Annotated in this window: 23 protein-coding genes and 3 pseudogenes; 20 read left to right on the forward strand and 6 right to left on the reverse strand. The window is 57.9% G+C overall.

Translation table 11 applies throughout. The features are described 5' to 3' along the window. The 9 genes and pseudogenes from AC2FLX_RS18610 to AC2FLX_RS18650 form a co-directional block, all read left to right on the forward strand. Window positions 1-637 (forward strand): annotated as a pseudogene (locus tag AC2FLX_RS18610) (hypothetical protein); the annotation flags it as partial. Window positions 638-639: 2 nt separating this feature from the next. Beyond that, a complete protein-coding gene (locus AC2FLX_RS18615; protein ID WP_496746528.1) occupies window positions 640-1584 on the forward strand; it encodes a site-specific tyrosine recombinase XerD in 945 nt (314 codons plus the stop codon). Between the two features lie 62 nt (window positions 1585-1646). Further along, window positions 1647-2954 carry an HlyC/CorC family transporter gene (locus tag AC2FLX_RS18620; RefSeq protein WP_496810104.1) on the forward strand — a complete coding sequence of 436 codons (1308 nt, stop codon included), beginning with the start codon at window positions 1647-1649 and terminating at the stop codon, window positions 2952-2954. Beyond that, window positions 2951-4582 (forward strand): MFS transporter, encoded by a 1632-nt coding sequence (locus tag AC2FLX_RS18625; RefSeq protein ID WP_496810105.1) that lies wholly within the window; start codon window positions 2951-2953, stop codon window positions 4580-4582. The genes AC2FLX_RS18620 and AC2FLX_RS18625 overlap by 4 nt, the downstream gene beginning before the upstream one ends. 83 nt (window positions 4583-4665) lie before the next feature. Then, window positions 4666-7083 carry a GcvT family protein gene (locus AC2FLX_RS18630; protein WP_496810106.1) on the forward strand — a complete coding sequence of 806 codons (2418 nt, stop codon included), beginning with the start codon at window positions 4666-4668 and terminating at the stop codon, window positions 7081-7083. A gap of 31 nt (window positions 7084-7114) precedes the next feature. Next, entirely contained in the window at window positions 7115-7723 is a 609-nt protein-coding gene (locus AC2FLX_RS18635) for a nucleotidyltransferase family protein (RefSeq protein WP_496810107.1), read from the forward strand. Between the two features lie 765 nt (window positions 7724-8488). Next, window positions 8489-9922, forward strand: a complete 1434-nt coding sequence (locus tag AC2FLX_RS18640; RefSeq protein WP_480750541.1) for a Do family serine endopeptidase — start codon at window positions 8489-8491, stop codon at window positions 9920-9922. Between the two features lie 163 nt (window positions 9923-10085). Beyond that, the gene (locus tag AC2FLX_RS18645) at window positions 10086-10766 is read left to right on the forward strand and encodes a response regulator transcription factor (protein WP_480750540.1); all 681 of its coding nucleotides are present in this window, start codon (window positions 10086-10088) and stop codon (window positions 10764-10766) included. Next, window positions 10759-12156, forward strand: coding sequence for a sensor histidine kinase (locus AC2FLX_RS18650; RefSeq protein WP_496744363.1), 1398 nt, complete (start codon window positions 10759-10761; stop codon window positions 12154-12156). The genes AC2FLX_RS18645 and AC2FLX_RS18650 overlap by 8 nt, the downstream gene beginning before the upstream one ends. Here AC2FLX_RS18650 and AC2FLX_RS18655 read toward each other — a convergent pair. Continuing rightward, window positions 12095-12862 (reverse strand): creatininase family protein, encoded by a 768-nt coding sequence (locus AC2FLX_RS18655; protein WP_496744365.1) that lies wholly within the window; start codon window positions 12860-12862, stop codon window positions 12095-12097. The two genes, AC2FLX_RS18650 and AC2FLX_RS18655, sit on opposite strands and share 62 nt — an antisense overlap. Before the next feature lie 53 nt (window positions 12863-12915). Between AC2FLX_RS18655 and AC2FLX_RS18660 the strand changes: the two genes are divergently transcribed. Continuing rightward, window positions 12916-13524 (forward strand): helix-turn-helix domain-containing protein, encoded by a 609-nt coding sequence (locus AC2FLX_RS18660; RefSeq protein WP_480750537.1) that lies wholly within the window; start codon window positions 12916-12918, stop codon window positions 13522-13524. A 59-nt stretch (window positions 13525-13583) separates the two neighbouring features. Here the strand turns inward: AC2FLX_RS18660 and AC2FLX_RS18665 are convergent, their stop codons facing one another. Then, complete coding sequence (locus tag AC2FLX_RS18665) at window positions 13584-14354, reverse strand: transporter substrate-binding domain-containing protein (protein ID WP_480750536.1); 771 nt, start codon at window positions 14352-14354, stop codon at window positions 13584-13586. 128 nt (window positions 14355-14482) lie between these two features. Between AC2FLX_RS18665 and AC2FLX_RS18670 the strand changes: the two genes are divergently transcribed. From AC2FLX_RS18670 to AC2FLX_RS18680, 3 genes are read left to right on the forward strand one after another with little or no spacing between them, the layout of a single operon-like run. Next, the gene (locus AC2FLX_RS18670) at window positions 14483-15223 is read left to right on the forward strand and encodes an amino acid ABC transporter ATP-binding protein (protein WP_480750535.1); all 741 of its coding nucleotides are present in this window, start codon (window positions 14483-14485) and stop codon (window positions 15221-15223) included. 14 nt (window positions 15224-15237) lie between these two features. Then, entirely contained in the window at window positions 15238-15999 is a 762-nt protein-coding gene (locus AC2FLX_RS18675) for an amino acid ABC transporter permease (RefSeq protein ID WP_496810108.1), read from the forward strand. A 10-nt stretch (window positions 16000-16009) separates the two neighbouring features. Then, window positions 16010-16354 (forward strand): carboxymuconolactone decarboxylase family protein, encoded by a 345-nt coding sequence (locus AC2FLX_RS18680; protein WP_480750533.1) that lies wholly within the window; start codon window positions 16010-16012, stop codon window positions 16352-16354. Between the two features lie 9 nt (window positions 16355-16363). On the opposite strand, the gene AC2FLX_RS18685 is transcribed toward AC2FLX_RS18680, so the two are convergent. Continuing rightward, window positions 16364-17470 (reverse strand): hypothetical protein, encoded by a 1107-nt coding sequence (locus tag AC2FLX_RS18685; protein ID WP_496810109.1) that lies wholly within the window; start codon window positions 17468-17470, stop codon window positions 16364-16366. Between the two features lie 148 nt (window positions 17471-17618). On the opposite strand from AC2FLX_RS18685, the gene AC2FLX_RS18690 reads away from it, so the two are divergent. Further along, on the forward strand, window positions 17619-18200 hold the full coding sequence (locus tag AC2FLX_RS18690; protein ID WP_496744368.1) for a peroxidase-related enzyme: 582 nt from the start codon (window positions 17619-17621) through the stop codon (window positions 18198-18200). Between the two features lie 4 nt (window positions 18201-18204). On the opposite strand, the gene AC2FLX_RS18695 is transcribed toward AC2FLX_RS18690, so the two are convergent. Then, a complete protein-coding gene (locus AC2FLX_RS18695; RefSeq protein ID WP_496810110.1) occupies window positions 18205-19431 on the reverse strand; it encodes a cytochrome P450 in 1227 nt (408 codons plus the stop codon). Window positions 19432-19552: 121 nt separating this feature from the next. Between AC2FLX_RS18695 and AC2FLX_RS18700 the strand changes: the two are divergent. Beyond that, window positions 19553-19894 (forward strand): annotated as a pseudogene (locus AC2FLX_RS18700) (TfoX/Sxy family protein); the annotation flags it as partial. Between the two features lie 74 nt (window positions 19895-19968). Here AC2FLX_RS18700 and ndk read toward each other — a convergent pair. Further along, window positions 19969-20391: a nucleoside-diphosphate kinase gene (ndk, locus tag AC2FLX_RS18705; protein WP_068334875.1), complete on the reverse strand. Its 423-nt coding sequence runs from the start codon at window positions 20389-20391 to the stop codon at window positions 19969-19971. A gap of 199 nt (window positions 20392-20590) precedes the next feature. Between ndk and AC2FLX_RS18710 the strand changes: the two genes are divergently transcribed. Then, window positions 20591-20866 carry a hypothetical protein gene (locus AC2FLX_RS18710; RefSeq protein WP_496810111.1) on the forward strand — a complete coding sequence of 92 codons (276 nt, stop codon included), beginning with the start codon at window positions 20591-20593 and terminating at the stop codon, window positions 20864-20866. A 19-nt stretch (window positions 20867-20885) separates the two neighbouring features. On the opposite strand, the pseudogene AC2FLX_RS18715 reads toward AC2FLX_RS18710, so the two are convergent. Then, a pseudogene (locus AC2FLX_RS18715) lies at window positions 20886-22082 on the reverse strand (MFS transporter). 106 nt (window positions 22083-22188) lie between these two features. Between AC2FLX_RS18715 and AC2FLX_RS18720 the strand changes: the two are divergent. The 4 genes from AC2FLX_RS18720 to AC2FLX_RS18735 form a co-directional block, all read left to right on the forward strand. After that, a complete protein-coding gene (locus tag AC2FLX_RS18720) occupies window positions 22189-24045 on the forward strand; it encodes an ABC-F family ATP-binding cassette domain-containing protein (protein ID WP_496810112.1) in 1857 nt (618 codons plus the stop codon). Next, entirely contained in the window at window positions 24042-24434 is a 393-nt protein-coding gene (locus tag AC2FLX_RS18725; RefSeq protein WP_480750528.1) for an ACT domain-containing protein, read from the forward strand. The genes AC2FLX_RS18720 and AC2FLX_RS18725 overlap by 4 nt, the downstream gene beginning before the upstream one ends. Continuing rightward, window positions 24431-25051, forward strand: coding sequence for a MarC family protein (locus AC2FLX_RS18730; protein WP_480750527.1), 621 nt, complete (start codon window positions 24431-24433; stop codon window positions 25049-25051). The genes AC2FLX_RS18725 and AC2FLX_RS18730 overlap by 4 nt, the downstream gene beginning before the upstream one ends. 37 nt (window positions 25052-25088) lie before the next feature. Beyond that, window positions 25089-25547 (forward strand): retropepsin-like aspartic protease family protein (locus AC2FLX_RS18735; protein WP_496875495.1); only part of this gene is annotated, 459 nt, incomplete at its 3' end.

Below are 25547 nucleotides of genomic sequence, written 5' to 3' on the forward strand. Positions count from 1 at the left end.
ACGGATCGGTTCGCTGACTCCCAACCAGTTGCTGGGACTCTACACTGAACGTGCTCCGGCCGCATCGGGCGGCGTTTGGGATCGTGTTTCTGCCATCCAGCGGTTCGAGACGGCGCTGTCGACCGGAAACGCGACGGCGATTACTAAAACGCTTCCGGTCGTTTGGGTGGCAATGTCAGGAGTCGGTCTGCAAGTTGCCTTTGCCGATCTGTTCGCCGAACAATTGTCCGTCATGCACCTGCCCGATCCCAAGGTAGACACGTTGCGTTGGCGTATCCTTCTGCTCTCAGAAAATTATGAAACCGCTGCTCAGTCACAGCCAGACGAAAGTAGCGAAAACACCTTTCTTGCCATGCTGGCAAAAGGGCGACCATATCAGGCCACCGCACCTTCGGTCCGGGCGACGGCCATCTCCTCAGGGTTCAAACAGACAACACAGATCCCACCTGAGATCGAACAACTTTTGATCGAAGGAAGACTGGGTGAGGCAATACTTGTCTCTATGTCCCTATTTGCACACGGAGCGCGTGGCAACGTGGTGGACCTGACTGGCGCATTGGCAGCGTTTCGTCACGTTGGGCTGGAAGATACCGCTCGCCGAGCCGCCCTGCAGTTGATGATCGTGAACGGAGCCTAACCATGGCGGGGCCAAGCACGTCAGAGCTTTGGATTTCAACCTTCCTCGAAGCCCAGGCTGCGGAACTGGGTGCTGCCACCAATACGCTGCTTGCCTATGGCCGTGACCTCATGGATTTCGCCGGATGGCTTGATCAACAAAACTCCAGCTTTGACGAGGCCGACCGCAACCAGGTCGAGGCCTATCTGATTGATTGTGACGCACAAGGAATGGCCCGGTCGACGCGCGCACGCCGCCTGTCGGCAATCAAGCAGCTTTATCGTTTTGCCTTCGAGGAAGGATGGCGCGAAACAAATCCAGCCATCCAGATCCGAGGACCGGGCCGCCAGAAGCGTCTTCCCAAGACCCTTGAAGTGACCGAGGTGGACCGTCTGCTTGGTGCTGCGCGCTGCAGCGGACGCTCGATCACAGACCGTCTGCGCAATACCTGCCTGATGGAACTGCTCTATGCCACCGGTATGCGGGTGAGCGAACTGGTGTCACTGCCGGTGTCCTCGGCACGGGGCGACCCGCGCATGTTACTGATCCTCGGCAAAGGTGGAAAGGAACGGATGGTGCCACTTTCCCCGCCTGCCCGCGATGCAATGGCAAGTTGGCTGACTGAGCGTGACACTGTCGAAGGCGAAAAAACTTCGAACGGCTGCAAACCCTCAAAGTATCTGTTTCCATCGCGCGGCAAGTCCGGTCACCTGACACGGCATCGATTCTATCTGCTGATCAAGGAATTCGCGGTTGCCGGAGGGGTGCCGCCGAACAAGGTGACGCCGCATACCTTGCGCCACGCATTCGCCACGCATCTTCTGGCTAACGGCGCCGACTTGCGGTCGATTCAGACATTGCTCGGTCATGCCGACGTGGCCACAACAGAAATATATACCCATGTTCTGGATGAACGACTCATGGAACTAGTGCTGGAGCATCATCCTTTGGCCAGGAACAAAGGCTAAACCCTTGATCGGGAACGGCACCGGCCCCATAACGGTTGCAACACCAAGGAAACGAAGGACCGATGGACGCGACCACTTCCGCTTTTGACGGCGCATTCTGGATAACCACTTGCGCCATCCTGTTTTTACTCGTGCTTTCAGGCTTTTTCTCGGGGTCGGAAACTGCATTGACGGCCTCGTCGCGCGGTAAATTGCGGGCGCAGGCCGACAAGGGCTCTCGTGGTGCGCAAAAAGCTCTGGACATCACCGAAGACAACGAACGCCTCATCGGATCAGTCTTACTGGGCAACAACCTAGTCAACATCCTGTCTGCCTCGTTGGCGACGGCCCTGTTCACAAGGGCATTTGGCGAAAGCGGCGTGGCGCTGGCGACTCTGGTTATGACGGTGCTGGTTCTGGTCTTTGCCGAAGTGCTGCCCAAGACCTACGCTATCACCAATGCCGAAAAAGCTGCCGCATGGGTGGCACCCGCAATTAGTGTGATCGTGACGCTTTTTGCCCCGGTAGTGGCCGCCGTCCGCCTGTTGGTGCGCGGCGTGCTGCGCCTGTTCGGCGTTCAGATCGACCCCGACAGCCACATCCTGGCGGTGCGCGAGGAAATTGCCGGTGCGTTGCAATTGGGCCATTCCGAGGGGGTCGTCGAAAAGGAAGACCGCGACCGCATTCTTGGTGCGCTTGATCTCGGCGATCGCACTGTCGAAGAGATCATGTTGCACCGTTCGAACATCCAGATGATCGACGCCGATGCCGGACCCGAAGCGATTTTGGAGCAATGCTTGCAAAGCCCGCATACGCGGCTTCCGGTCTATCGTGGCGACCTTGAAAACATCATCGGCGTCGTGCACGCCAAGGATCTGTTCCGCGCCATGTACGCCCAAGTCGGTGGGACCGAGGGCGACGCCGACCGGCTCAAGTCCTTTGACATTACCAAGGTCGCCAATGCCCCCTATTTCGTTCCCGAAACTACTACGCTTGACGACCAAATGCGGGAATTTCTGCGCATACACAGCCATTTCGCACTGGTGGTGGACGAATACGGCTCACTGCGCGGTCTGATTACTCTCGAAGACATCCTCGAAGAGATCGTGGGCGAAATCACTGATGAATTCGATCTGGATGAGGATCTGGCGGTCACCCGCACCGACGATGGCCAGTTCCTTGTCGAAGCTTCGATGACCATCCGCGACCTCAACCGCGCCATGGACTGGGCGTTGCCCGATGAGGAAGCCAACACCGTCGCGGGCCTTGTCATCCACGAGGCCCAGATGATCCCGACGGTGGGACAGGTCTTCGCCTTCCACGGGTTCCGCTTCGAGGTGACCGCACGAGAAGGCAATCGCATTACCGGCCTAAAGATCCGGCGACTATGACTGCCGTCGCGCGTCTTGCAGTATGGTTCGACGCGGTTGTTCTTGACTTGGGCCGCCAGTTTCGCTGGTCCTTCCTGCCACCGCTGATGATCTATTTCGCAGCCGGGGCGCAGGGGCTGACAGCGATCGTAGGCACCTTCTTCATCAAGGAATATCTCGATGTTTCAGCAGCATTCATTGCGGGTCTAGCCTTCTGGGCCGGTTTGCCGTGGGCGTTGAAGATGCCACTGGGTCATCTGGTCGATCTGATCTGGCGTTGGAAGACCTTCCTCGTCTATGTCGGCGCGACCCTGATTGCGGCCAGTTTCCTGATCATGTTCGGATTGGCCACGCGGCTTGCCTGGATGCCCGAAATCATGTCGGTCACCGCCTGGTATGTGCTGTCGGTCATCCTTGCCCCCTGCGGTTATGTGGTTCAGGACGCGGTGGCCGACGCCATGTCGGTCGAAGCCGTGCCGCGCACCGATGCCGACGGGAACCGATTGAACGAAGACACCGAACGCGCCCTGCATACCACGATGCAGACGCTGGGCCGGTTCGCCCTGATCGGTGGTGCAAGCACTGTGGCCTTGCTGAATATCTGGCTGTTTGCCGGGATTGAAACTTTGCCCGAAGCGGAAAAGGCTACGGTCTATGGCGAGGTATATCTTCTTGCGCAGCTGATCCCGTGCATTTCGATCTCCGGTGTGCTTCTTGCCGCAACCCAAAAACGTCGAGCGATCCGCAAGCTGATCTCGGGTGGCATGGAACTTCATCGGGCCATCGCGCATTTTGATCCCGATGGCGAACCCGTCAAACTTAACCACTGGTACTTCACCGGAGGTGCGGTTTTCATCGTCATGACCCTCACGGTCGGTTTGACGGATGTCCCCTATTCGCAGGAAATCGTCTTTGCCGGTTCCATGGGCATCGTGCTGACCCTGATGCGGCAACTCATCCGCAATCTGGAGTTAGCCAAAGCGCGGGCTCTGGTCGGAACTGCCGTTATCGTGTTCGTCTTTCGCGCGGTTCCCCTGAACGGAGCGGGTTCGACTTGGTTTGAAATCGACGTCCTGGGCTTCGACCAGCAGTTCCTGTCGGTACTCTACCTGATCACTTCCGTTCTGACATTGGTCGGTATGGTGATTCTCCGCCCTTTAATGGCTTCGAAGACCATCGCTGATATCGTGATTCTGCTCAGCATCGCCGCAGGTATTCTGTCGCTGCCGGGCATCGGGTTGTATTTCGGTGTCCACCACTGGACATCAGCCATGACTGGCGGCGTCGTGGATGCCCGCTTCATCGCCGTGATCAACACCGCCGTCGAATCCCCACTCGGTCAGATCTCGATGATCCCCATGCTGGCATGGATCGCCCGCAATGCCCCACCCGCACTCAAGGCCACCTTCTTTGCGGTGATGGCCTCCTTCACCAATCTGGCGCTTTCCGCCTCCAGTCTCGGCACAAAATACCTCAACCAGGTTTTCACCATCACCCGCGAAGTCAAGGATGACGGTGGTCTTGTGACCACCCCGGCAGACTATTCCGAGCTTGGAATTCTGATGATCACGGTGGCTGTCATAACCGTGGCTGCTCCTTTGATGGCAGTCTGGATTGTCCAAATCTCCCCCTTGCGCAGCACCGATTGATGACGGCGACAATTCTGGTCGTATTTTGAACAGAAGACCTATAACAGCCTTTGCACAGTCGGGCCACAAATAGGGAGTTTCAAATGAAAACCACATGTCAGGTGGCCGTGATTGGCGGCGGTGTCGTCGGATGTTCCGTTCTGTATCATCTTACCAAGCTGGGCTGGTCGGATGTGATGCTGCTTGAACGCTCCGAACTGACGTCCGGGTCCACCTGGCACGCAGCCGGCGGGTTTCATACGTTGAACGGTGACACCAACATGGCGGCGCTTCAGGGCTATACGATCCGGTTGTACAAAGAACTGGAAGAGATCACAGGCATGTCCTGTGGGTTGCACCATGTGGGCGGCATCACGCTGGCGGACAATCGCGACCGGTTCGACATGTTGCTGGCCGAGCGCGCCAAACACCGGTTCATGGGGCTTGAAACCGAAATCATCGGACCGGAAGAGATCAGGAAGATTGCCCCCATTGCCAATACCGACGGCATCATCGGCGCGCTCTACGATCCGCTCGACGGTCATCTCGACCCATCCGGCACCACCCATGCCTATGCCAAGGCCGCTCGCATGGGCGGCGCCACCATCGAGACCCATTGCATGGTCCGCGAGACCAGTCAACGTGCGGACGGCACTTGGGACGTGGTCACCGACAAGGGCACCATCCATGCCGAGCATTTGGTCAATGCGGGCGGCCTCTGGGCGCGCGAGGTGGGTGCGATGGCGGGCATATATTTCCCGCTGCACCCGATGGAGCATCAGTATCTGGTCACCGACACCATCCCCCAGATCGAGGCGATCATCGATGCGGGCGGCGAGCATCCGCACGTTATGGACCCCGCCGGCGAAAGCTATCTTCGGCAAGAGGGGCGCGGGTTGTGCATTGGATTTTACGAACAGCCCTGCAAGCCATGGGCAGTAGATGGCACCCCTTGGGAGTTCGGGCATGAACTGCTGCCTGACGATTTCGACAAGATCACCGACGCGATCGAATTTGCCTACCGGCGTTTCCCAGTACTCGCCGAGGCCGGCGTGAAATCAGTGATCCACGGCCCATTCACCTTTGCGCCTGACGGCAACCCTTTGGTCGGTCCGGTTCCTGGTATGCGCAACTACTGGTCGGCTTGCGGCGTCATGGCCGGATTCAGCCAGGGCGGCGGTGTCGGCCTTACACTGGCGCAGTGGATGATAGAGGGCGAGCCCGAGCGCGACGTGATGGCCATGGATGTCGCCCGCTTCGGTGACTGGATCAGCCCGGGCTATACGCGGCCCAAAGTGATCGAGAACTACCAGAAACGCTTCTCGGTCGCCTATCCGAACGAGGAACTGCCCGCCGCGCGACCCAATCGCACCACTCCGATGTATGACATCTTCAGTGACATGGGCGCGGTCTGGGGGCAGCAATACGGGCTTGAGGTGGTGAATTACTTCGCTCAAGGCGACGAGCCGGGATATGAAACCCCGTCCTTTCGACGCTCGGACGCGTTCGAGGCCACGGGACGCGAGGTGCGAGGCGTGCGCGAGGGCGTAGGTATCAACGAGGTCCACAATTTTGGTAAATACCTGATCAAGGGTGCAGGCGCGCGGACATGGCTGGACCGGATTATGGCGGGCCGCATTCCGAAACCCGGACGCCTGAGTCTGACCCCCATGTTGTCCCCCAAGGGCAAGTTGATCGGCGATTTCACGGTGTCCTGCCTAAGCCACAACGAGTTTCAACTCACTGCCTCCTATGGCAGTCAGGCCTTCCACATGCGCTGGTTCTTGCAACATTCACAGAGTGGAGTAACTATCGAGAATATCAGCGACAAACGGAATGGGTTCCAGATTGCGGGCCCCAAGGCGCGAGAGGTTTTGAGCGCTTGCACCCGGACCGACATTAACGACATGCGTTTTATGGAAGTACGTCGAATGACCGTCGGCATGACCGACTGCATCGTTCAGCGGGTCAGCTATACCGGCGATTTGGGGTACGAGATCTATTGCGATCCGATGGCCCAGCGACAGCTCTGGTGGTCGCTGTGGCAGGCAGGCGAGCCGCTCGGCATGACACCTTTTGGAATGCGCGCGATGATGAGTCTGCGCTTGGACAAGTTCTTTGGCTCATGGATGGCCGAGTTTTCCCCTGATTACACCGCCGCAGAAACCGGGCTGGACAGGTTCATCTCGTTCAAAAAGAATGCCGATTTCATCGGTCGCGCGGCCGCCGAGGCGGAACGCAACGCGGGTACTGCGCGAAAACTGGTGACGTTTGAGGTTGATGCCGACGACGCAGACGTCAATGCTTATGAACCAATCTGGCTGGATGGCGAGGTTGTCGGTTTCTGTACTTCGGGTGGATATTCGCATTACTCCCGAAAATCCATTGCGCAGGGTTTCTTGCCCGTTGACCGCATAACCGAGAGGTTGGAAGTAAAGATCGAAATCTTGGGAGAAATGCGCAAGGCGTGCGTGATCATGACCCCACTGTTTGACGCGGAAGGCGCGCGGATGCGTGGGTGACAATCCCCACATACCAGGTAGAATTGGTTGGGTGAACAATATACCCATCATCCTTCTGGCCGCCGGTCAATCCAGCCGCATGGGCGGCGAAGATAAGCTAATGCGCGAGATCGACGGTCGCCCGCTGTTGCGCCGCAGCGCACAGATTGCGATGACTGCTGGTCCGGTCATCGTCGCGCTCCCCCCCGAACCGCATCCGCGCCATGCAGCTTTGCGGGGATTACCGGCGCGGGCGGTTAGTGTTCCCGATGCACATGAAGGAATGAATGCAAGTCTGCGCCGCGCCTTGGCCGCCTTACCTTCAGGCGCGCCCGCAGCAATGGTGCTCCTCGCTGATCTGCCGGATCTGACCAGTAAAAATCTGGAGCAGGTTATGCGCGCGGTTGATGACTATCCCGGCAACCTGATCTGGCGCGGTGCAACACAGACAGGTGAACCCGGTCATCCGGTGATTTTCCACCGCTCACTCTGGCCGGAGCTGAGTTCCCTCACCGGTGACGACGGAGCTTCACCTGTGGTTCGTAGGCATTCTGACCGAGTTCATCTTGTTCCTTTGCCGGGCATCCGAGCCCGCTTTGATCTGGACACCCCCGGCGACTGGTCAGACTGGATGGCCAAGAACACTGGAACAAAAAAGTGACCCGGTCATGTAGACCGGGTCACTTGCCTAAAGAATGATTTCCACTCGTTTTCCCATTTCTGACAACGCCGCAGATTCTGCTTCCGTCACCGCCAACCGACACAAGACCCCCTCGTTAACATTGGCGACGTGCGCTCCCAGTATCAGAACTCCAAACTCCCAAACGCGCTTTGCGTCGACAGTTCCCCTCATCTAGGCAAATTCATGCTTACGCATCAGAGCGCTTCAAACAACGAAAATCTTGCCGCGAACAACATATTTTGAAGCTCCTGAGGCATTGGGAACTCCCCATTTTCCCTAATCTTTTCCACCATTGATTGAACTCTCACAATACTCTGCACAAAAATGGATACAAATTCCTGAATAAAAAATGTGTTTTATAAGTGTCGCCAATGATATCGGTACAAAAGTCTTGAACTTCGCAGCAATGCCCTTCAACCTCTAATAGAACGTTACTTCTTCATCCCGTTTGCTTGGCTTGAATATTCTCAGCACCTTCAATCCACAAAATGCTTGGCATTATCCTGCCGATCGTGAACAATGACACAATTTTGACACAATGTGATTGTCGGAAATGGTTAGCTGATTCGTTATCCGAGCAATATTGGCGCATTCGCGGACGGAAGCACCTGCAATACAGGTGCCTTGTACGCTCTCCGAAACCATGAACAAATCTTAATTCAGGGGAAATGAACGCCTCAGTTTGCCATGCCATTCCTTTGTTCAAGCCCGGTGACAAACCGGGTCCGATCACAGGAGACCTCTATGAGCATTCGAAAAACACCCCGCCTTATCCCATCGAACTTCCACTGGCTCGGAGCATCGGCACTGGGAGCCACCCTCATGGCCACCACAGCCCTGCCTGCCATGGCGGACGAAAACCTGGCCAACCTGATCGAAGAGGTATCACCCTCTGTCGTAACAATTCTGGCCGAGCAGGAAGCCAAACCTTCACCTGCCGGCATCGATAACTCTGATCTCAAGGGCCATCCATTTGGCGAATTCTTCCGCCAGTTCGGCATGCCCGAACAGTTCAAAACGCCTCGCCAAGGCCCACAACAAGGCCTTGGATCAGGGTTTGTTCTGGACAAAGACGGATATATCATCACCAACAACCACGTTGTCGAAGGGGCCGACACTGTCACCGTGCGCCTGAGCGACCAACGTTCATTCGAGGCCGAAGTCATAGGAACCGACCCCCTGACCGACATCGCTCTGCTGAAGATCGACGCAGGCGAACCACTTTCTGCCGTGACACTGGGCGACAGCAATGCGATCCGTGTCGGCGAAGATGTTGTCGCCATTGGTAATCCGTTCGGGTTGAGTTCCACAGTGACGACCGGCATCGTTTCGGCCAAGGGCCGTAACCTGTCAGAAGGCCCTTATGCGGAGTTTATCCAAACTGACGCGGCCATTAACAAAGGCAATTCCGGCGGCCCTCTCTTCAACATGGAGGGTGAAGTTGTTGGCGTGAATTCGGCCATATATTCACCTACGGGTGGTTCCGTCGGGCTTGGTTTTGCGGTGACCTCGAACATCGTCGGGGACATTGCAGCCGATCTCATGGACGACGGTGAAGTCGATCGCGGCTGGTTGGGCGTGTCGATCCAGAATGTCAGCCCGGATATCGCCGCCGCAATGGGCTTGGATGAAGCGACCGGCGCGCTTGTTTCGGACGTCACCGCCAAAAGCCCCGCGGATGGATCGCTGGAACCCGGAGACGTTATCCTGTCTTATGACGGACAAGCCGTGTCCTCAAGCAGCGACCTGCCGCGTCTGGTTGGTGCTTCCGAGATTGGCGAGAACAGCAGGATCGGGATTCTGCGAGGAGGCAAAAAACTAGAGATTACTGTCAGGATCGGCACGCATGAAATGGCTTCTGCAGACATGCAGCAAACCGAAGACACGATCTCTGAAACCGCACTGGGCGTGTCCGTGACGCCACTGACCGAAACCGCTCGGACCGAAATCGGCATCAGCGAGGACGTGAACGGCGTCGTCGTTCTATCGCTGGTGCCCAACAGCCCTGCCGCCAAAGCCGGGCTGCAACGCGGTGACGTCATCGTCAAACTTGGCAGCCAAAAAACCGATACACCCCAAGCGCTGAAGGGCGCACTGAAAAGCGAAAAGACCGATCCTGCCCTGATGCTGATCAATCGCAAGGGCAACCAGATCTTCGTCGCGATCAAAATCGCCTGACCGAAGCCCACGCGCGCGTGGCCACCGGGGAGTTCCTGCGCGCGCATCCACCGGCGGTTCCGGATTGTCCCCCAGCCGCCGGTCCGCCGGGCGCGGGTGACCGCGTCCGGCGCGTGCATTTCCGAAAATCGGGATGTATACCAAAGAAAAAGGAATTCAGAGCATGAGCCGACGCATTCTTATCGTCGAAGATGATCCCGATACCCGCGATTTCATTGCCAAGGGGTTTTCCGAAGAAGGCTTCACCATCGAAATCGCAGCAGATGGGCGCGAAGGTCTCTATCACGCCACCGACGGCGGCTTTGATGCGATCATTCTCGATCGGATGTTACCAGGTCTGGACGGGCTGTCGCTGATCAAATCCGTCCGCGCAGCGGGTCTTAAAACACCGGTACTGATGCTCACGGCCATGAGCGCGGTCGATGAGCGCGTCAAGGGCCTGCGCTCCGGAGCCGACGACTATCTGGTCAAACCCTTCTCGTTTCAGGAATTGCACGCCCGGATCGAAGCGTTGCTGCGCCGGCCGCAGGATACCGAGGAAAACTCGACTCTCAGCTGCCGCGACCTGGAAATGGATCTTCTGACCCGCCGCGTCACCCGATCGGGCCGCGACATCACCCTGACGCCGCGCGAATTCCAGATCCTTGAGTTTTTCCTGCGCCGCAAGAACCGGGTAGTTTCGCGAACCATGCTACTCGAAGGTGTCTGGGACTATCACTTTGACCCCAACACAAACGTCGTCGATGTGCACATATCCAAACTACGCAGGCAGCTCGACGAAGGCGGTGCGCTTCCCATGATCGAAACCGTGCGCGGTGCCGGATACATGGTTTCCGATGGCTAAGCCTTTAGTTCTGCTCAGGAACTCTCGGGCACGGTTGATGCTGGCCAGCATGTTGCTCAGCACGCTACTGACCGCAGCCGTGCTAGCCTTGGTCTATGTGACAGCCAACCGAACCATCGCCAGCGAGACCCGCTCAGTCGTAACTGCCGAACTGACAGGCCTGTCCGACGAATTCGAGCGGCTGGGCATGATTGGCCTCATAACCACCATCAACCGTCGCCTCGTCAATGCAGCCGAGCGGGACGCCTTGTACCTGTTAACCGATGCAAGCGGCAAGGTGTTGGCGGGAAACATGCGCACCTGGCCGCCGGGGATCGAACCGGGCAGTGGCTGGGTCGAACTCGATCTCATCCGAGCTGAATCCCGCGAAACTGTCCCGATTTCTGCCGCCTCGATCCGCCTGCCCGGTGGCGACCGCCTGTTGGTTGGGCGCGATGCCTCGGCCCGACAACAGTTTGACCGCGTATTGCTGCGCTCGTTCATACTGGCGCTGACCGCAGCGTTTGCGCTAAGCCTTCTCACCGGCTGGTTGCTGACGCGTCTGGTATTTTCGCGCCTCAAGGACATCGCCCGAACCGCCGACAACATCGTGTCCGGCGACCTTACCCGTCGCATTCCGCTGCGCGGGACGGGCGATGAATTCGACCAGATGGCCGGAACACTGAACGAAATGCTGGATCGGATCGAAGAACTGATCAGCAACCTGCGCACCACCTCGAATTCCATCGCCCATGACCTGCGCTCCCCGCTGTCGCGCCTGCGTCAGCGAGTCGAAGGTTTGTCTGATCCCGACCGTTCGACGCTGGACCGGGAAACCGACGCGATCCGAGCGCTGTCTGAGGTCGATCACCTGCTGAGGGTCTTTGCGCAACTCACCGAAATCTCGCGTGCCGAGGCCGGGCTGGGCCGGGATCAGTTCGAAGAACTGGACCTGAAACAACTGGCGCAAGACGTTCTGGAACTCTACGAGCCCCTTGCCGCAGATCAGGATATTTCATTTGCCACTTCGGGCGATACAACGCGATTTCAAGGCCACCGCCCCTTACTGTCGCAAGCCCTCTCAAACCTTGTGGAAAATGCTCTGCGCTACGCTCCAAAGGGGTCCACAATCAAGGTTGTAGTGGGACTGGCAGACGATCAGCCTTTTCTCAGCGTCGCGGATCAGGGGCCGGGCGTTCCCGAAACGGATATTTCCCGACTGGCGCAGCCCTTCGTGACACTTGATCCAGCGCGCAGCGAAGGCAATTCGGGGCTGGGACTGGCGCTGGTTGCAGCGATTGCCCGCATGCATGGAGGAACGTTTTTGGCGGAAAACGCAGCTCCCGGCCTCAGGACCATCCTGACGCTGGCACCCCCGAGGCTTTCGGGTCCGACTGGCAAAACGCCCTGAACCGTTCTGCAACCCCATGAGCTGCCAGTTCCAAAAGCCGTGCTCCGTCTTCGGGAGTGGCCAAAGCCGAATGCGAACCCACACGGCCATCCGGGAACATCGCGCGATGTTCATCTGGCGGTCCGTGGCGGTCACCGGCATGCGCTGCAATATACTCGCGCGACAGCCCAACGGGCGGTTCGGCGGCATCGCCGACCGGCAACACCCCAAGCAAAGCCTGCGTGATTGCGATCTCGGATGGCGTTGCATGCATTCCTTCCCAGTCGCCGTACAGCGATTTGCGCAAGGAATCCGCTTTGGGCGCCTCCCACCAACTCATGATTTCCATTGACCTCATTCGACCTGCGATTCGACGCAGCGGCGTCAGATTGGCTCCATGACCGTTGACCACAAACACGCCCTTGAACCCTTGGCTCAAAAGCCCGCCGATGACTTCACCGGCCAAAGCTTCGAACACTGGCTCCGATACTGAAACCGTTCCCGGAAACGCCGTGTTGAACGGCGCAGGCGTATAGGCAAGCTCAGGCGCGACGATAGTATTGCATAGCTTTGCCACCCGATCAGCCACTGCTTTGGCACAGATCGTATCAGTTCCAATCCGCCCCATTGGGCCGTGCTGCTCAGTAGAACCCACCGGCAACAGCACCCAGCTTCCCTGCCCAATCCGAGCCTCGACGTCGCGCCACGTCATGTCAGTGAGTTGCATTTGCCTGATTCTCCGCTATTTCGGTGATTGATTGATGGTATTAGGTTCGCAGCATGGAAGATTCAGCCCCACAGCCCGCCGTTGGCTCGACACTTGACCAGAAAATCGGCACCGCGGTCAAATACCATCGCTCACTTGCGAGGTTGACACTTGCGGCTTTGTCCGAGCGGGCCAACGTATCGACCGCGATGATTTCAAAGATCGAACGCGGTCAGGTATCTGCTTCCCTCTCCACGCTAGAAGCCTTGGCAACTGCCATAGATGTGCCGCTGATCAACTTCTTTGCAGAAACAGTCGAACGGACGGACGTCTCCTTTGTTCGCGCAGGCGAGGGCATCGATATGCAACGCTTGGACCGTGACTTTGGCCACACATACAAGCTAATTGGCCGGGCAGACGACGGACACGTCAGCTTTGAATGCTTCGACATCACACTCGAGCAACCTCTGGCAATGCGACCCATCTATCTGCATCAGGGCATCGAGTTTATGCATGTCTTGGAGGGCGAAGTGATCTTTCGCTGCGGCGAGCAAAACTATCACATGCACCCCGGCGACAGCCTGTCCTTCGAGGGAAAAAGTGCGCATCAAACGGATGGTCTTCCCACAGGCAGGGTCAGGTTCATTGCAATCATCGCCAAGGCGGGAACAAACGATCTCTGAAATGCCATGAGGCCGCGCATAGCTGCGCGACCTCGCGATTGCTCCAACTCCGAGAACTCTCAAAGCCCCCATTTCGCGCTGGTGGCGTCAAAGAAACCCTGCGCCTGCTTTACCTTGACCCAGTTGTTCATGTAGTTGATCCAGACCTGATCGTCCTGCGGCAACAGCATCGCAATAGGCGATGGAGATCTGGCTTCGGCACCAGTCACGCGCACGACAGGAAATTTTTCCTCCAGAGTCGCTCCTTCGATGTTTGAGGTAATGAACACGTCGGCCCGCCCAGCAATCACCTCCTGAAACCCTCGCGCAGGCGCTTCGACAACCTTGATCTCGGCATTCGGGAACCATTCGCGGGCGTTCTTTTCAAAGGTCGTGCCCAGTGTCGTGGCCACTGTCACACCCGGTTGGTTGATGGAATCATAGCCATCGAACCGATCGGCCTTGTCTTTGGTGGTATAGGGATAAAGCTCAACCGAAATGTAACTTTCCGAGAACCCTGCCACCTTCATCCTCGGAGGCGAAATCGAAGCCGAACCGGTGATGTGGTATTTGCCCGCGACAACCCCGTTGACCAGCGTTTTCCAATCGGTCGGCACATATTCGACCTCAACACCGAGATCGTTGGCAAGTTCGGTCATCACGTCGATATCGAACCCCTTGTAACTGTTGGTCGCCGGGTCGCGCAGCGTCATCGGATTCCAGTCACCCGTCGTTCCGACTTTGAGGACGCCGCCATCGAGAATTTCGTTGAGTGCTGACTGCGCCTGGGCGGCTCCGGCAAACGCCAGCCCCATCATCGCAATCGCGGCTGCCTTGAACACCTGTTTCATCTTGGTCTCCCGTTGGTGGCTATATGTTCTGTTTATGATAACCTGATTGTCGCTTGATTTAAGGCAAAGATAACTCTTATTCTCAAGAAAAAAATTTCCTTTCAGGAAATGCTCCAAGGGAGAAGACTGTGCCGGAAACCGCAATCGAGCTTATTGGCGTCAACAAATGGTATGGCACGTTTCACGTCCTGCGAAATATCGACCTTTCGGTGAAGGCTGGTCACAAAGTGGTGATCTGCGGCCCATCTGGGTCGGGCAAGAGCACTGTCGTCAGATGTATCAATCGTTTAGAAGAGCACCAGAAAGGCACCATCCGCGTCGATGGAATCGAGCTGACCAACGATCCCAAATCCGTGGCCGCGATCCGGTCAGAAGTCGGCATGGTATTTCAACAATTTAACCTGTTCCCACATCTGACTGTTCTTGAGAACCTCACTCTTGGCCCCATTAAGGCGCGTGGGCTGAGCCGGAAAGAGGCCGAAGAGCGTGCCCGCCATTATCTTGAACGTGTGCACATTCCCGATCAGGCGCTCAAAAAGCCCAACCAACTTTCAGGTGGACAACAACAACGCGTGGCAATCGCCCGTTCCCTGTGCATGGGCCCCAAGGTGCTATTGTTTGACGAACCCACCTCAGCACTCGACCCCGAGATGATTTCCGAGGTGCTCGACGTGATGGAACAGCTTGCGGGTGAGGGCATGACGATGGTCGTGGTCACTCATGAGATGGGATTTGCCCGCCGCGTCGCCGACAACATGGTGTTCATGGATGCCGGCGAAATCGTCGAACAAGGCCCGCCCGAGGATTTCTTTGGCAATCCGCGATCCGAACGCTGCCAAAAGTTCCTCAGCCAGATATTGCAACATTAAGAATGGGCCGCGCTATGAAGAAATACATTGTTATTTTGGCACCCTTCCTGTTGCTTTCCGGATGCTCTAGTTCTTCCACCTGGGGCTGGTACGTGATCGACCCGCGGACCGCATCCGGATGGACCAACGTCAGGTTCCTGATCTCAGGCATGGGCGATACCATCCTGATCTCACTCATTGCCGCGGTGATTTCCATCGTTTTGGGACTGCTGATCGCCCTGCCGGGGCTATCGAACCGATGGCCAATCCGCATGATCAACCGGATCTATGTCGAGTTCATCCGCTCGATTCCGTTGCTACCGATGCTGTTCTGGGTCTTCTACGGGCTGCCAATCGTATTCCAGTCAATGGGTATGAACATCCCGATCGACCCGTTCTGGGGGGCGATCATCACCCTGGCGATCTCTGACAGTGCTTTCACAGCTGAAATCTACCGTGCGGGCATCCAGTCGATCCCCAAGGGTCAAAGCGAAGCGGCCCAGACCATCGGTCTGAACTATGCCCAGACAATGCGTTATGTGATCCTCCCACAGGCCATCAGGCGCATCCTGCCGCCACTGGCTAACCAATTCATCTACATCGTCAAGATGAGCGCTTTTGCCAGCGTCATCGGCATGCAGGAACTGACCCGGAGGGCAAACGAACTGGTGGTCACCGAATACCGACCCCTGGAAATCTACACATTGCTAATCTTCGAGTATCTGGTGCTGGTCCTGATCATCAGCGCAGGGGTACGCTGGCTGGAGCGGCGCATGGGATCGGACGAGCGCAGCTGAGGAGACCGAGATGAACTGGAACGAATTCATGGCCGAGATCGAAGGCGATATCGGCACCTATGCCAAGGAAGTGCCGGACACGATGAAGGGGTTCGGCACTATGGGAACCGCTGCCAAGAAAAGCGGCGCTCTGGATGAAAAAACCAAAGAAATCATGGCGCTTGGCATCGCTATTGCCACACGCTGCGACAGCTGCATCGGCTTTCATGTCCGGTCACTTGTTCGACTTGGCCTAACCCGCGAAGAGATGTGCGAGGCGCTGGCCATGGCAACCTATATGGGCGGCGGGCCGTCGCTGGCCTACTCCGCCAAGGCACTCAAGGCTTACGACACCTTTACGAATTTGTCGGGTTGAGCGGGGAACTCAGGTCCAAAAACCCGAAAGGGCTTCTTCGGGGCTTTGACCGACCTGACGCGACGGGTTGGAAAATAGTTCGGCGATATCGGGATATAGGTCCAAAATGTCCTTGCCGCCGCGGATTCTGGTCGCATCCAGACGCCCGTCCTTCCACACTGCCACGTCGTCGACCCATATCGTCGGGTCCAGGACGTTCAGCGAGATTTCACCAGGGGCATAAGCGCCGCAGGTGTGAATGTGCAGCAAGCGTGGATTTCCGAATGCCGCACCGCTCCAACGCTCAAAATTCGCAGCAACAGGCCGGTTGTAGCTACAGCCGGGATGCAATCCCGCGTGCCATGAATGAACAAACCATGGATCGATCCCGAATCGCGCCCCGACCCGCTCATAATGCTGACGCGCGGCGCAAACATCCGTTTCCGCGCCCTCCAGCCCGGTTAGTCTCCCCTGATCGATGCAAAACGCCACCGGTGATTCCAACTGGCAGGCATAGGGTTCGTAGAACCGCGACCCCGTGCCAACGAGGAAACCATTCTGCACCACCTTGCCGCTGAAGTTGCCTGCCGGGATCGGCGCGAACACCGACATTGGGAACCGGGTCACGGTTACATCCGCACCGGAGGTGGGATAATTGGCTCCGGCCCCACCAAAATCCGTGCCCAACGGACAAGTCACGCGGATATCATCTGCAACCGCCATCATCGCATTGATGGCATTCTTGAGCGCTACAAACCCATGGTAATTTCCCTGACCAAAGCCCGAGCCGAGCATTCCCGCATCCAGGGCATAGCACATGATCGGGTTGATCCCTGCCATGTCGGCATTGAACCTGATCTGGTCGCCATATCGAGCCAGAAACAACACCCGGTCCGCCCGCCGCATCCGGTCGATCAGTGCATCGTCCGGCTCGGCCCCGTCGGGGCACAGCGGCACCTGTTCAAGTTCGGCCTCAATGCCCAATTCACGCGCCCGGCGCGAAACTGCATCAAGGATGGCGGTGTCGTAATATTCCTCTTCCCGGTCTTCATGCAGAACCAACAAACGCTTGCCCGCGGAAAGACCTGCACAGGTCCGCAGCAGGTTGTCTGCACCGATCTGAAGATCGCTATCCATCGCTAACCCCAATCCAGAGTTGAATACCCCGACAACATTACTGGGATTGCTCGGCATTCCCATCCCAAAATTTTACCGCCAGTACATTTATTTCCTAAGCATCCAGACTGCAATGTTCTAAGATATCTCAAAAAGCGAGGAACAACAGATGAGCGCATGGATACGAATGATTGACGATGACGAGGCAACCGGTCGCCTCAAGGACTTGCTGGACAAGTCCCGCACACCACATGGAACGGTCGACACAGTCATGCGGGTGCATTCATTGCGACCTGAAACGATGAACGGTCACGTCACCCTCTATCGATCAGTTCTGCATTCCGACGACAACTCCCTACCATTCTGGTTCCTCGAGGTGGTGGCCTCCTACACCTCGATCATAAATGACTGCACCTATTCACTAACCCATCATTTCATGAACGTCCGCAACCTCTTGCGCGACCAGCCCCGCAGCGACCGGATATTTCTAGCGCTCAAGGCGCATCGCCCCGAGGACGAGTTTGAAGGCAAGGAACTGGCGCTGTTGCGCTATGCGGGTAAACTGACTGCCGAAGTCGGTAAGATGGTGAAGTCGGATTTCGAAGCGCTCAAGATTGCGGGTGCGACCGACGAAGAGATTCTCGAAGTCAATCAGGTCTGCGCCTATTTCAACTATTCCAACCGTTTGCTGAACGGGCTTGGCTGCACTACCGACAACGACGTGATCGGTTACTACAAAGGCGACGACTGATGCCCTAACCCATGGCCGCAGGCAGCGAAGCGTAGCCGCGAAACCGGATGCGCCCGCCGCGCACCCGCCCATCCAGCAGGTGAAAGTTCGGATAACGTTGCAGCAACCGGCCAATGGCGATCCGCCCTTCCATCCGGGCCAGTGTCAGCCCGACACAGATATGCGGACCACCAGCAAACGCCAGATGCCTGTTGGGCTTGCGCGCGATGTCGAACCGGGTCGGGTCATCGAATACCGCGGGGTCACGGTTTGCCGCCCCGATACAAAGGTGCAGATTGGTCCCTTTCGGCAGAACCAACCCATCCAGTTCAACTACGGCTGTAGTCTCCCGATTTCCCAACTGGTTGGGCGAGCGGAATCGAAGGATTTCCTCGACTGCCGGAGCAATCAGCTCGGGGTCATCCAACAGGCGCACTTTCTGATCCGGATTGTCATTCAAAAGGGCTAGCCCGTTGCCGATCAAATTAGTGGTGGTCTCATGCCCGGCATTCAGGATAAAGATGCAGTTTTGCAAAAGCTCGATTTCGCTCAGCTTCTCGCCGCCACCCTCACCCCGGATCAGTCGGGTGAGCACGTCGGTTTCCGGATCGCCTGGCTTGGCGCGGCGACGCGCCACCAGGTCTTCGAGATAGCTCTTGAATTCTTCGACTGCCCTATGACCCCGAACCAGTTGATCCTCGGTCAGCGTAGGTTCCAGAGCACCAAGAATGACCAATGACCAGTCGCGCAGCGGCGCACGTTCCCCCATCGGCACGTCGAGCAAGTTGCCGATGATCTGGATCGGTATGGTCGAGGCGAAATCCTCAATCAGATCGACCTGCACCTTGCCTTCCATTGCGCCAAGAAGGTGATCAACTGTCTCGATCAGTCCCGGCTCCATCTTGGCAATTGCGCGCGGTGTCAGTGCCGATGTCATGATCTTGCGCACCCGCGTGTGCAGCGGCGGGTCGGAAAACACCAGCGATGTTGTGTGATGTTCGAACAGAGGAGAGCCGACTCCGAATTTCGGCCCAAACATCGCCTTCTTGTCCGAGGAATACAGAATCGTATCACGATAGATCCGATCCAGATCCGCATGGCGGCTCAGCAACACCGACCCGTCCGGTTGGGGCAAAACCGGGGCGTTGGCCAAGAGCGCGTCATAAAAGGGAAACGGATTGTCCACAAACCCCTCCGGCGGATGAGTCAAATCCAATCGCTGTGCTGCCCAAGCAATGTCCAATGCGTTCATGCCGGTCTCCCCTACCGAATTCACACGCGCGTCCCCAAACATTTGGGTATCTCAGGTCGAGACCTCTCACAAGCGGCTTGTCCCCTGATGACACTGCCGCCACTCAACGCTAGTAAGAGCCATGACCGATCCCGTATCCTCGATCCGAAACCTCGGCCCGGCTTATGAACAGGCCTGTGCTCGCGCGGGTATCCATTCGGCGCAAGACCTGCGCGATCTGGGCGCTGACGAGGCCTATACCCGGCTCATCCAGACAGGCACGCGGCCCCATTTCATCGGTTATTACGTTCTGGTCATGGGCCTGCAAGGTCGCCGTTGGAACGACTGCAAAGGTTACGAGAAAGCGGCGCTGCGACACCGGTTCGATGCCATCAAGGCGGCCGCAAAACCGAGTTCTGCTTCGAAACTCGTTTCAGAGTTGGACGCAGTTGGTGTGCGCATCTCACCGTCCGATCTGAAGCCAGTCAATCACCTCCAAACAGAAAAGGCCGCGCCCTTTTCAGGACACGGCCCAATTCCTTCCAATCCGGCAGCGGATTAGCCGACCAGTTCGATACCGGAGAAGAAGTAGGCGATTTCGACGGCTGCGGTTTCCGGCGCATCCGACCCGTGGACTGAATTTTCGCCAACCGATTCAGCAAACTCGGCGCGGATGGTGCCCGGCGCTGCGTCTGCGGGGTTGGTGGCACCCATCACTTCGCGGTTCTTTGCAATGGCGCCTTCTCCTTCCAGAACCTGAACAACAACCGGAGCAGATGACATGAATTCGCAAAGTTCGTCATAGAACGGACGCTCGGCGTGCACTTCATAGAACTTGCCGGCCTGTTCCTTAGTCATGTGGATGCGCTTTTGCGCAACGATGCGCAGGCCCGCTTCCTCGAACTTGGCGTTGATCTTGCCAGTGAGGTTGCGTCGGGTTGCGTCGGGTTTGATGATCGAGAACGTGCGTTCCAGTGCCATGGGGGTGCTCCTGTGATGAAAAGCCGGGCATCCGGCCCGGCCTGTTGTGAATTGCCGCCCCGATAACATGGGCTTGGTAAAGGATAAAGGGGGGAATACACAGCTTTGACGCGGTTTCGATTTAAGGGTTTTATTTTCCGACTATTATAGTCAGATATCAAATTGTGAAATAACTCACGATTCTCAAAGAGGAACTAACATGAAACTTGGACCAATTGCCGCTCTGTGCCTTACCGCTGTTCCCGCCCTTGCGGATAACGATGCACTTCCCTTGACTTACGCCCTGTTTGAAACCGCCGTCGCGCATGCCGACCTTGAACAATGCCCCAAGACACTCGCCAAGGACGGCGTCTTTTGCCGTGCCACCATGCGCCATGACGAAATCCACGTCTTTGCCTTCAGCGAAGAAGGCGACAACCTGCTGGTCGGATTTGAATCCTTCCCGTTCGAGGAACTGGCCGCATATCTGAACTGATCGTTTTCAGCCAGCCTTTTCAGAAATCGGGCAACGGATCGCGCTGGTTCACCCAGCGTACGTACAGCGCCGACAGCAAGCCAAGAAAACTCGACCCGAACATCATCCCTAGAACCGCAAACGGGGTATTTTGAGTCGTGACAACCACACCTGTCACCGTTGCCAGCAAGGCCCCCAACGCAACAGTCATCGCACCTGACAGGCCCGAAGCACTACACACCAGATGCGACCGCACCGACATAAGCCCGGCATTGGCATTGGCCAGCATCAACCCATTGCCAAAGCCACCAGTACGGCAGCGGCAAAGAACACCCAAACACTCCCTTGCCCGATTACAAATATGAACAACCCCAGTAACGGTCCAGCGCTGGCAATAACCGCCCGACACGATCAGACCTGCCAGATCACTGCGCGCGGCAATCCTGCCGGTGATGAAGTTGCCGGCCATGAAGCCCATGGTGATCACCCCGATCCCTAGTCCAAGCATCGCCGGACTCAAATCAAACCACGCCGCCGCCACCAGCGGCGCACAGGTGATGAAGGCATAAAAACCCCCTACAGAAATCGCTGCGCACAAACTGTAGCCCCAGAACTGGCGGGCTGTGAAAAGCTGTGGATGCTGCCGCATCTGCTGGCCAAACGTGGCCGAGCGCTCGATATTCGTCTCTCCCATGTCAGCCCGCAGCAGCACCAGCATGGCGAACCCAAGGATTGCATACAAAACGAACCCGGCACGCCAGCCGATCACCATCTCCAGCACCCCGCCCAGCATTGGCTCCAGCATCGGCGCAAGCGCCATCGCCACGGAAACATAGCCCAGCTTGCTGGCCGCTTCCCTCGGCGGGAACATATCTCAGATCGCGGCCCCCGACAGCACCTGCCCCGCAATCACCGCCCCTTGCAACAATCGAAATCCCAGAAACACCCAAATTGACTGCGCCATAACGCACCCGACCGAAGCAGCCACGAAGATCACCATCGAAACCAGCAGCACAGGCCGCCGACCATAACGATCAGATAGCGGCCCCATGATCAGTTGCAGAACGGCGGTGGCGATCAGATAACCCGAAATAGACAGGTTCACGACCGCATAATTGGCACTGAAATCGGCGCCGATATGGGACAGCGACGGTAGGAACGTGTTCAGCGTCAGAACCGCCAGTGTCGTAGCAAGGATCAACGTCAGGATATGCGGTGGGCCGGAAGCAGGACGCATGAACAGAATCCGAAAGGATGCAACCCTTTGCGGGTTGTCACAGCTTGCGTTCCCTGACCATCTCAAGCCGCTGGCAGCGGCTGCACCACTCTGTTAAGAGCGGCCCATGTTGAGGATAGAAAACATCATGTACGCTGTCGAAGGCCGCCCCTTGTTTGAAGGCGCCTGCGCCACTATTCCGACCGGCCACAAGGTTGGCCTGGTGGGCCGCAACGGCACAGGAAAAACCACGCTTTTTCGTCTCATTCAGGGTGAATTGGCACTGGAATCTGGCGCCATCGCCCTGCCCCGCCGCGCCCGCATTGGCGGCGTTGCGCAAGAGGCCCCTGCCTCACACGTCTCGCTGATCAATACGGTTCTCGCCGCTGATGCCGAACGAACGGCCCTGATGAGCGAAGCCGATACCGCGGCCGACCCGACCCGCATCGCCGAGATCCAGACCCGCCTGGCCGACATCGACGCGTGGAGCGCCGAGGCGCGCGCCGCCTCGATCCTCAAGGGTCTGGGCTTCGACGATGAGGAACAGCTCAAACCCTGTTCCGACTTCTCGGGCGGCTGGCGCATGCGCGTGGCCTTGGCGGCGGTGTTGTTCTCGCAACCCGATCTGCTGCTGCTGGACGAACCGACAAACTACCTAGACCTCGAAGGCGCATTGTGGCTGGAAAGCTATCTGGCGAAATACCCCCATACCGTCATCATCATCAGCCACGACCGCGGTCTGTTGAACCGGGCGGTCGGTGCAATCCTGCATCTCGAAGACCGCAAGCTGACGCTTTATCAAGGTCCCTATGACCAGTTCGCCCGTCAGCGTGCCGAAAACCTGGCGCAGGCCAGCGCCATGGCCAAAAAGCAGGAAGCCCGACGCGCCCATCTGCAATCTTACGTCGATCGCTTCCGCTACAAGGCCGACAAGGCAAAGCAGGCGCAATCACGCCTCAAGGCTTTGGCAAAGATGCAGCCCATCACCTCGCCGCAAGAGGCCGCCCTGCGTGCCTTCACATTTCCCGAACCCGAGGAAATGGCCCCGCCGATTATCCATCTGGAAGGCGGCATGACCGGCTATGGCGAAACGCCCGTGCTGAAACGCCTCAACCTGCGCATCGATCAGGACGACCGCATCGCGCTTCTGGGCAAGAACGGTCAGGGCAAGTCGACACTTTCGAAACTGCTGTCTGACAGGCTACCGCTGATGGCGGGCAGGATGACCCGCAGTTCAAAACTGCGCATCGGCTATTTCGCCCAGCATCAGGTCGACGAGTTGCGTGTCGACGAAACCCCTCTCGACCACCTGCGCCGCCTGCGCCCCGACGAGGCCCCTGCGAAGCACCGTTCGAGACTGGCCGGCTTCGGCCTTGGCGCGGCTCAAGCGGAAACCGAGGTCGGGCGGCTGTCGGGCGGCCAAAAGGCACGTCTGTCGCTGCTGCTCGCCACCATCGACGCGCCACACATGCTGATCCTCGACGAACCCACCAACCACCTCGACATCGAAAGCCGCGAGGCGCTGGTCGAAGCGCTGACCACCTATTCCGGCGCGGTGATCCTCGTCAGCCACGACATGCACTTGCTCAGCCTTGTGGCCGACCGGTTATGGCTGGTCTCTGACGGCGCCGTTAAACCTTTCGAAGGCGATCTGGAGGCGTATCGCGACCTGTTGCTGGCCCGGGACAAGCCTGAAACCAAAGAAACGCCGCAAGCGCCCAAACCCAAACGTCCTTCGCGCGATGCCATCCTTGCCCTACGCGCCGATCTGCGCAAATGCGAAGAACGGATCGAGAAGCTGACCGATATGTACGATAAGCTTTCCACCAAGCTGGCTGATCCTGATCTTTACCAAAGCGACAAGGTGTCCGATCTGGAAACCTGGAATCGCAAGTTCGCCGAGTTGAGCGAAGCCATGCAGCGCGCCGAGGCGCTGTGGGTCGCCGCCACCGAGCGGCTCGAGGCGGCTGAGGCCAAGGCATGAGTGACCCCGTCAAGGACGCCACCGCCATGATCTCAGGCATGCAGCCGGTGCTGCGCGACGGCGAGTTCGCCTTTGTTGTTTGGCCCCAAGACATCGAGAGGCCTGCAGGAACCGTGGCCAGCTATTCCGAGGACGAGGGGCTGTCGCTCATCGTGCCCCTTGCCGACGCCCCTGATGCCGCCCTGCCCATGCGCTGCATCACATTGCAGGTGTATTCCGCGCTGGACGGCGTCGGGCTGACCGCTGCCGTCTCCAGCGCGCTGGCGAGGGAAGGCATTCCCGCCAATATGGTCGCGGGCTATCACCACGACCACGTCTATGTGCCGTCGGAACAGGCCCTACAGGCGCTCGACATCCTGACACGCTTGCAGAAGGACGCCAAGGAATGATCGACACAGCCTTTCTTGTCACTGCTTTCACCACACTTTTCGTTGTGATCGACCCACCTGGGCAGACCCCGATCTTCATGGCGCTGACGCAGGGCATGGATGCGGCTACTCGGCGCGGTATCGCCGTCCGCGCCTGTCTGACCGCCGCTGCCATCCTCGCCGTGTTCGCGGCCTTCGGAGAGGCGGTTCTGGGCTTTGTCGGCATCTCCATGCCCGCCTTCCGCGTTGCGGGCGGTGTGCTATTGTTTCTGACCGCACTCGACATGCTGTTCGAACGCCGCACCAAGCGTCGCGAGGACCGCGCCGAGGCCGAGGAACACCATGACCCGTCGGTCTTTCCCTTGGGCATCCCCCTTATTGCCGGTCCCGGTTCGATTGCCACCATGATCTTGCTCGCAGGCCAGCAACCAGGGATCGAAGGGCTGGCCGTGGTCATTGCCGTCATGCTGTCGGTACTTGCTTTCGTCTTTTTGCTTTATCTGTCGTCGGGCACGCTGGGCCGATTGCTCGGCAAGACCGGCCTGAACGTAGTGACCCGCCTTCTGGGCATGTTGCTAGCCGCGCTTTCGGTACAGTTCATTCTCGATGGCCTCAAGGCCTTTGGTTTCGCCGCCTGAGTCCCCATATCTGAGACAGGCAAGAAAGGGGAGCTTCATGGACGGCGACAACATCGCACGCGTGATCTATCTGGTCCTGCTGGGATCGGCGGTGCTGATGTGGTTCATCACCCACAACCGCGAAAACCTCAGCCGCACCATGCAACAGGCCACCGCCTGGGTGTTGATCTTTGTTGGCGTTATTGCCGCCGTGGGCCTGTGGGAAGATGTCCGCACCACCATCAGCCCCGCCCCGCAGATGGTCGTCTCGGACAATGCCATCGAAGTGCCGCGCGCCACTGACGGGCATTACTACCTTCAACTTCTGATCAACGGCAAACCGGTTACCTTCCTTGTCGATACAGGCGCCAGCCAAGTGGTGCTCAGCCACCGCGATGCCGAACGGGTCGGAATTGACCTGGACGGACTGAACTATTTCGGCCGCGCCATGACCGCCAACGGACAGGTTCGCACCGCACCCGTGCGTCTGGACAGTATCGCTCTCGGTCCCTTCTCC

It is taken from the genome of Ruegeria sp. YKSF57 (genome assembly GCF_059612585.1).